Genomic DNA, 7,191 nt, shown 5'->3' with positions numbered 1-7,191 from the left:
TGCCAGCGTGACCGGTCCCTGATGCTGACGCATTCCGAGATCGATCATCGCGGTGACGGCGAATCGGCCTTTCGTGGTCAGGCGCATTGCGGCGTTCCTCGACTTGGCGAGCGGCGACGCTCAATTCCGATTAAAACAGTCGGAATTGTAGAAAGACCGAGCGGAACGATCAAGTATTACCTGCGAAGCCCCCACGGCACGTGGGGCCTTGCACGAACAAGCGAAGGGCAGGCGGACCGGGCGCAGCCCCGCTGCGCCCGGTCGGGACGGTCGGGATGCCGTCAGGCGGCGGCGTACATCGTGGCGCGCTTGCGCACCACGTCCAGCAGGCCCTGGCAAGCGTCCTCGACGTAGTCGAGCACGGTGTTGAAGCCCTCGGGACCGCCGTAATAGGGGTCGGGGACCGTGGCCGCGTCGTGCTCGCCGGCGAAGCGCATCAGAAGATGCAGCTTGTGCTTGTAGGCGCGCGGACACTGCTGCTGGAGCACCGAAAGGTTTTCCCAATCCATGGCGAGGATCAGGTCGTAATTGCGGAAGTCGTCCTGCGTGACCTGGCGCGCGCGCAGCGGCGCCAGCTCGTAGCCGCGCTTCATCGCGGCCTGCTGGGCTCGCACGTCGGGGCACTCGCCGACGTGGTAGCCATGCGTGCCCGCCGAGTCGACGTGAACCACGCCTTCGAGGCCGGCGTCCGCAACCAATTTGCGGAACACGCCTTCCGCGGTTGGCGAACGGCAGATGTTCCCCATGCAAACAAACAGTACTTTCGTCATTTCACGCGCCTTTCGGTTGCGGGCCCGCGTTCAGCAGCCCGGAATGATCGACCCGATGCAACGTTCCGGTCGATCCCAACGCCCCAGTAGAAACGTCCCGTACCCACGTCCGCAGACAGCCCGCCAGCCCGCGAGTTCGCGGCGGCGGGCAAAGCGGAGTCCAGTCCGACTCCCAACAATCCGGGCTTGTGTGATCGCCGATCACGCTGCCCGTTCCGTCGGCACCAGCGGGGTCACGTTGCCTGCCCCGCCCGCACCGAACACCTTTTCGCGCAGGACGGCCAGCTGGTCCCGCGTCCTGGCCGCCTTCTCGAATTCCAGGTTCCTGGCGTGCTCGAACATCGCCTTCTCGAGGCGCTTGATCTCCTTCGCCACCTGCTTCTCGCTCATCACCGCGTAATCTGCGGCTGCTTCCGCCGCCTTCAATTCGCTGCGCGCGCCGCCGGTGTCGATGACGCCGTCGATCAGTTCGCGCACGTCCTTGCGCACGCCGCGCGGCACGATGCCGTTGTCGCGGTTGAACGCCATCTGCCTGGCGCGGCGGCGGTTGGTCTCGTCGATCGCCCTGCGCATCGACTCGGTCACCGCGTCGGCGTAGAGGATTGCCGTGCCGTTGAGGTGGCGCGCCGCCCGGCCGATGGTCTGGATCAGCGAGCGCTCCGAGCGCAGGAAGCCTTCCTTGTCGGCGTCGAGGATCGCCACCAGCGAGACTTCGGGCAGGTCCAGTCCTTCGCGCAGCAGGTTGATGCCGACCAGCACGTCGAACTCGGCCAGACGCAGGCCGCGCAGGATCTCCACGCGCTCGAGCGCGTCGACGTCGCTGTGCAGGTAGCGCACCCGCACGCTCATCTCGCTCAGATAATCGGTGAGGTCCTCGGCCATGCGCTTGGTGAGGGTCGTGACCAGCACCCGCTCGCGCCGCGCCACGCGCTCGCGGATCTCCGCCAGCAGGTCGTCCACCTGGTGCTCGACCGGCTTGATCACGATCTCCGGGTCCACGAGCCCGGTGGGGCGGATGATCTGCTCGACCACCACGCCGCGGCTCCGGGCGAGCTCGAACTCGGCCGGGGTGGCGGAAACGTAGATCGTCGGCCCGACCAGGCCTTCGAACTCGTCGTAACGCAGCGGCCGGTTGTCGAGCGCCGAAGGCAGACGGAAGCCGAAGTCCACCAGCACCTGCTTGCGCGATCGATCGCCTTCGTACATGCCGCCGATCTGCGGGATCGTGACGTGCGATTCGTCGACGATCAGCAGGAAGTCGGCGCTTCCGTCATCGTTCCTTGGGAAGTAATCGATCAGGCAGCCTGGCCGCTCCCCCGGCCTGCGGCCCGAGAGCGGCCGCGAGTAGTTCTCGACGCCGGGACACGTGCCGTGGGTGGAGAGCAGCTCGAGATCGTATTCGGTGCGCTGTTTGAGCCGCTGCGCCTCGAGCAGCTTGCCCTGGGAACGCAGCTCCTGAAGCCGCTCGGCCAGCTCCTGGCGGATCGCCCCGAGCGCGTCCTGCAACCGCGGCTCGGGCGTGATGAAGTGCTTGGCCGGATACAGCGCGAGCCGGTCCATCGGCCGGAGCGTCCGGCCGGTGACCGGATCGACCGCCGAGAGCCGCGCCACCACGTCGTCGTCCAGCTCGATCCGCACCAGGTAGTCGTCGTAAGCCGGATGCACCTCGATCACGTCGCCACGAACCCGGAACGTGCCGCGCTCGGGCTGGAGATCGTTGCGGGTGTAGTGGATGGCCACCATGCGCTCGAGCAGCGTCTCGCGCCGCATGCGCTCGCCGGCCTGGGCGTCGATGCGCATCCCCCGCCAGTCCTCGGGCGTGCCGAGACCGTAGATGCACGACACGCTGGCGACGACGATCACGTCCTCGCGCTCGAGCAGCATCGACGTCGCCTGCAACCGCAGCCGGTCGATGTCGTCGTTGATGTTGGCGTCCTTGGCGATGTACGTGTTGGTCGAGGGGACGTAGGCCTCGGGCTGGTAGTAGTCGTAATAGGAGATGAAGTAGCCGACCGCGTGGTCGGGGAAGAACTGCCGGAACTCGCCGTAGAGCTGGGCGGCCAGCGTCTTGTTGTGCGAGATCACCAGCGTCGGGCGGCGGTGCTGGGCGATGACGTTGGCGATCGTGAAGGTCTTGCCCGAGCCGGTCACCCCGAGCAGGGTCTGATGGCGCTCGCCGGCTTCGAGCCCCGAGACCAGCTCCGCGATCGCCTGGGGCTGATCTCCCTGCGGGGGGTAGGGTTGCCTGATGGTGAAGGGCATGGACCCGCGATGCTACCCGAGGGCACCAACGCGAGGAAACCGGCGCTGTTTCCGTAAGGCACCGGGTCCACTTGCTTTGAAAATGACAGGTTTATCCGCCCCGGGGCGGATAGAACCCGTGCCGGACCGCTAGCTTCCGTTAGTACCGAATGCGGACCGCGTAGGTCAGCACCACTTCCTTGCCGGCCGGCACCGGGATCGGGAAGTGGAGCGTGTTGGCGTCCTTGCGCGTCGGCGGGTGGCTCGAGCGGATCACCTCGTGGTCGCCCGCCACCGGCTCCTCGACCACGATCGTGACCCCGGTCTTCTTGCGGTTGCGAAGCTTCACCTCGATCTCGTACTCGCGCTCGCGCTGCGAGATCTGCTTGTTCGACACCTCGCGCCGCTCGGCCACCAGATCGAACGCGGTGCCGATCTCGAGCGTCATCAGCTCGCCGTCCGGCGTGTGCCGAATCCCCGCTTCGCCGGTGAACCGCTCCTCGCCGGACGCGTCGCGCTCGTAGACCCTCACCCGGCCGCCCGGCAGCGGCACGCCGAGACCGGAGGTCTTGTTGTTGCGGATCTCGAGCTGCGACGCCACGCCCCCGCCCGGCCGCGCCAGATAGCGCGGCGCGATCTGGACGGTGCGCGGCTCGTGCATGGTGAAGAGCTGGGTCTCGCCGTTCACCAGACGGGTGGGCCGATCGAGCGTATAGAGGTGGTATTCGGAGAAGACCGCCTCGCTCATGTCCTTCTGGTTCGCCGCCGAGCCCTCCATCGCCATGGCGCGCATGACCGGCATCGGCGGCGGCATGCCGCCGCGCCGCGGATCGCCGGCCACCAGCCCGAGCTTCGGCACCTGGAAGCTGGCGCCGCTGCTGTTCGAGACCGTCACTCGCGAGGTCCAGGTCGCGGTCTTCTCACCGGACCGAACCAGGCTGTGCTCGGCCGTCCACGAGAGGCCGCCGGTCATGTAGGACAGCTCGCCGTTCACCGATTGACGCGGCGCGGGATCGAGCACGATCTCCAGCGCAGGCTCGAGCCCCAGCGACTGGCCGGTCACGCGGATCCCGTCCACGGCGCCGCGCGCCACGGTCTCGGTCGCGCCGTCGTCGGTGCGCACCGCGAGCCATCCACCGTCGGCGCCGACCAGCACGCCCTCGACCACGCGGTCGCCGCGCAGCGAGAGCCGCACCCGGCGGCCGCGCGCCTGCTCGACCACGCGATCGCCTTCAGGATGGCCCGCCCATGCCAGCCGCCGGACACGCGCGTTACCGCTCGGCGTGAGGCGGATGGAGGAAACGTCGATGCGCTGGGGAAGGCCGGACAGCCGTGCGGTGTCGCGCCCGCCGAACTCGAGCCTGCGTTGCTCGCGCACGAACGCGAGATCCTGCGAATAGATGGTCACGCTCGAGGAGGTCGGGGGCTGCGTCTGCGCGACCGGGGCCAGACTTGCCTGCAGCGTGAACAAGGCCAGCGCGGCCAGCAGCATCGAGGACAACGCCAGGCGACGGAACATGAGTCTCTCCGAAGGGGGTGGACGAGCGACCGAACACATCTCCTACGTCGCCGGCCGGGGATTCTTCCCCCTGCCCCCGGGCGCGTCAAGGAGCGGTCAGCCCGCCAGCGGCACGCGGCGCAGATACTCTTCGTAGGTGACCGGCTCGAAGCGCTCCGCGATCGCCGTCAGCGACGCCCCCAGCAGCTCGAGCTTCGCGTCGAGCGGGCGATCCATGCCGGGGTGGGTCTTCAGCCGGGGATCGATGCGGTCCTCAGAGAGGCCCAGCGCGTCCACCGCGTGCAGCGGATAGAAGAAAGGCTCGCCGCGAGCGACGAAGCCGTCGAGCTGACGGCGGAAGCGATCCATCGACACCATGTAGTGCACGGTGTGGTACATCGGGAAGCGCAGGAGACCCGGCGTCACCGAGACCGGCAGCTCGGCGATCGACCCCGAGCGGGTTTGGCGCACGTGCGGCAGCCGCGCGAGCGACATCGGCCACGGCGTCAGGCGGAGGATCGCGGGATCGCTGGACTTGACCGCGATCAGCCAGCGGCCGGGGATGAGCAGCAGCGTGGGCAGGATCGAGGCGTCGTAGCGATACCCGGCCGAGGCCAGGGCTTCGAGCACACGCGACGAGACGTCCCAGTTCGGCGCGCGAAAGCCGATGATCTCGGTCCCGGCCGCCGCGGCCAGCGCGCGACGCGAGTCTTCGACTTCGGCCCGCAGGCGGTCCTGCGGAAGCTTGGCGAGCGGCAGCGGGTGCGTCAGCGAGTGGCTGGCGATCTCGTGTCCGGCCTCGACCATCTTGCGCAGAGGCTCGGCGTGCGCCGCGGCGTCGCGCGCGATGATGAAGAGCGTGGCGCGGATGCCGGCCTTGGCGAACACCGCGGCGAGCCGGGGGAGCGACGTCGTGTAGGCGAGCGCGTCGGGCGCGACGTCCTTGTATCCGTATCCGCTGAGGTGGAGGTCGACCGGATCGACGTCCACGCTGACCACCGCCAGCGGGCGGCTCATCGAGCGTGCATCGTGTCCGGCGAAGCCAGGCCGGCCACCGAGGTCGTGGCCGCGAGTGGTGCTGCGGTCTCCATGCGCGCAGCGTATACGAAACGGGGCGCGGGCGAATCGGCGAGCTCGCGCCACTCGGTCACCCGCTGGTACGAGCGGTCGAGTGCCTTCGCGAGGGCCCGCTCGGAAGCCTTTTTTTCGCTTTGCGATCCGACCACCACCGCCGGCGGCGTGGGCGCGAGGGCGAGCGAAGCGAACAGCGAGTCCGCCAGCGCCGGACGGCGAAGCAGCAGCGCGTTGCCCTTGGCGGCCAGCAGCAGCTCGAGCGCCAGCGGGTGATACGACTCTTCCTTGCCGGCCTGCCGCGCGACCTCGCTGTAACCCGGCACCAGCACCGGACCGGGCACCGCACGCAAGCGCTCGACCAGCGTGATGCGAGCCTGCGCCGCGCGCGGATCGGGAATCTGGCTACGCAGTCCGTAGGCCAGCGGGAAGAACTGGAGGAGAAGGATCGCGTGGAGCACCCACGAGCGTCCGGCTCGCTCGGATCCAGGCCAAGCCGCGAGATGGCTCACCACCCGCACCAGCGCGATCGGTCCGGCGATGACCAGGGTGACGAGCGCGGGCCCGAGCCCGGGCGAGATCGCCGGCGGCTCGATCGCGCCGACGATCGCCGCCAGAGCGCCTCCGACCACGCTCCACACCCAGATGCCGTTGCGGCCGCGCCACAGCGCCGACGGCAACGCCGCCGCCATGATCACCGGCAGCGCCAGCGGGGTGAGCGTGCCCATGAGCCCGGTGCCGATGATGGTGGCCAGCTTCACGCGATCGGGATGGATCGAGTGGACCGGCACATCCCACGCGTAGAACGCGAACCACGGGCCCAGCGTTCGAGCGAGCAGGAAGAGCCCGCCGCCGAAGCATGCCGCGACCGCGACGATGAAGGCCAGCGCTCGCGGGCGATCGTTGAGCGTGACGTGGATCAGCGCGGCGATCGCGAACCATCCGGTGTGGGCCGCGGTGAAGAATGCGAGCGCCAGCAGCGCCGCGGCCCCCACGGCGCCCGCGATGCCGGTGGTGAAGCGCAGCGTGGCGAGCCCGGCCAGCGCCAGGAACCAGGCGAGCGCCTCGGGACGGCCGGCGTCGAGGCGGCCGCCGCTCGCCGCGAACGCCGCGAACAGCAGGCCGACCGAGACCACGGCGAACAAGGTGCTGCCGGTCTCCGCCTTGACCGCGCGCGACACCAGCCACGCGGTTCCGAGCGTGCTCAGCATCGCGATCAGACGCAGCACCCAGAGCTGCGGGCCGACCAGCGCGCCGGGAAGCGCCGCGATCACCGCGAAGCCCGGCATGGCGGGCAGCGGGATGTACCCCAGCGTGGGCTCCGTCATCAGCGGCTGGCCGCGAAGGAGGCGCGAGGTCTCGGAAAGCCAGACGCTCTCGGCGGGATCGAGAGGCAGCGGATGAGGCAGGCGTGAGACCGCCACCGCGATGAAGGCCAGGATCGCGGCCGCCGATAACCCCGCAAGGCCAGCGCGAAGCACCCGTTCCATCTGGGTCGACCGTTCCGGCGCTCGGCCAGGGTCGTCCGGGGCGCCTGGATTAGAGGAGGATCGAGCCTGCCTGCGTCGTTGGCGGCTGGGACCGCGCGCGTTGTAGCATATCGCGCGCCGT

At 69.1% G+C, this 7,191-nt stretch carries 6 protein-coding genes; all 6 read right to left on the bottom strand.

Translation table 11 applies throughout. The annotated features are described in order from the left end of the window. A partial coding sequence (locus VFQ05_18335; protein HET9328729.1) for a DNA-binding protein occupies positions 1–87 on the bottom strand: 87 nt, incomplete at its 3' end. A 194-nt stretch (positions 88–281) separates the two neighbouring features. Then, positions 282–770 carry a low molecular weight protein-tyrosine-phosphatase gene (locus VFQ05_18330; protein ID HET9328728.1) on the bottom strand — a complete coding sequence of 163 codons (489 nt, stop codon included), beginning with the start codon at positions 768–770 and terminating at the stop codon, positions 282–284. Between the two features lie 201 nt (positions 771–971). After that, positions 972–3,032: an excinuclease ABC subunit UvrB gene (uvrB, locus tag VFQ05_18325; GenBank protein ID HET9328727.1), complete on the bottom strand. Its 2,061-nt coding sequence runs from the start codon at positions 3,030–3,032 to the stop codon at positions 972–974. A gap of 139 nt (positions 3,033–3,171) precedes the next feature. Next, the gene (locus tag VFQ05_18320) at positions 3,172–4,530 is read right to left on the bottom strand and encodes a DUF4139 domain-containing protein (protein ID HET9328726.1); all 1,359 of its coding nucleotides are present in this window, start codon (positions 4,528–4,530) and stop codon (positions 3,172–3,174) included. Between the two features lie 96 nt (positions 4,531–4,626). Next, positions 4,627–5,526 (bottom strand): polysaccharide deacetylase family protein, encoded by a 900-nt coding sequence (locus VFQ05_18315; GenBank protein ID HET9328725.1) that lies wholly within the window; start codon positions 5,524–5,526, stop codon positions 4,627–4,629. Then, complete coding sequence (locus tag VFQ05_18310) at positions 5,523–7,070, bottom strand: hypothetical protein (GenBank protein ID HET9328724.1); 1,548 nt, start codon at positions 7,068–7,070, stop codon at positions 5,523–5,525. The genes VFQ05_18315 and VFQ05_18310 overlap by 4 nt, the downstream gene beginning before the upstream one ends. Positions 7,071–7,191 lie beyond the last annotated feature (121 nt).

It is taken from the genome of Candidatus Eisenbacteria bacterium, assembly GCA_035712145.1.
Lineage (GTDB): Bacteria > Eisenbacteria > RBG-16-71-46 > RBG-16-71-46 > RBG-16-71-46 > DASTBI01.
The sequence above is the reverse complement of the archived record's forward strand: the minus strand, read 5'-3'. Positions and strand labels throughout refer to the sequence as shown.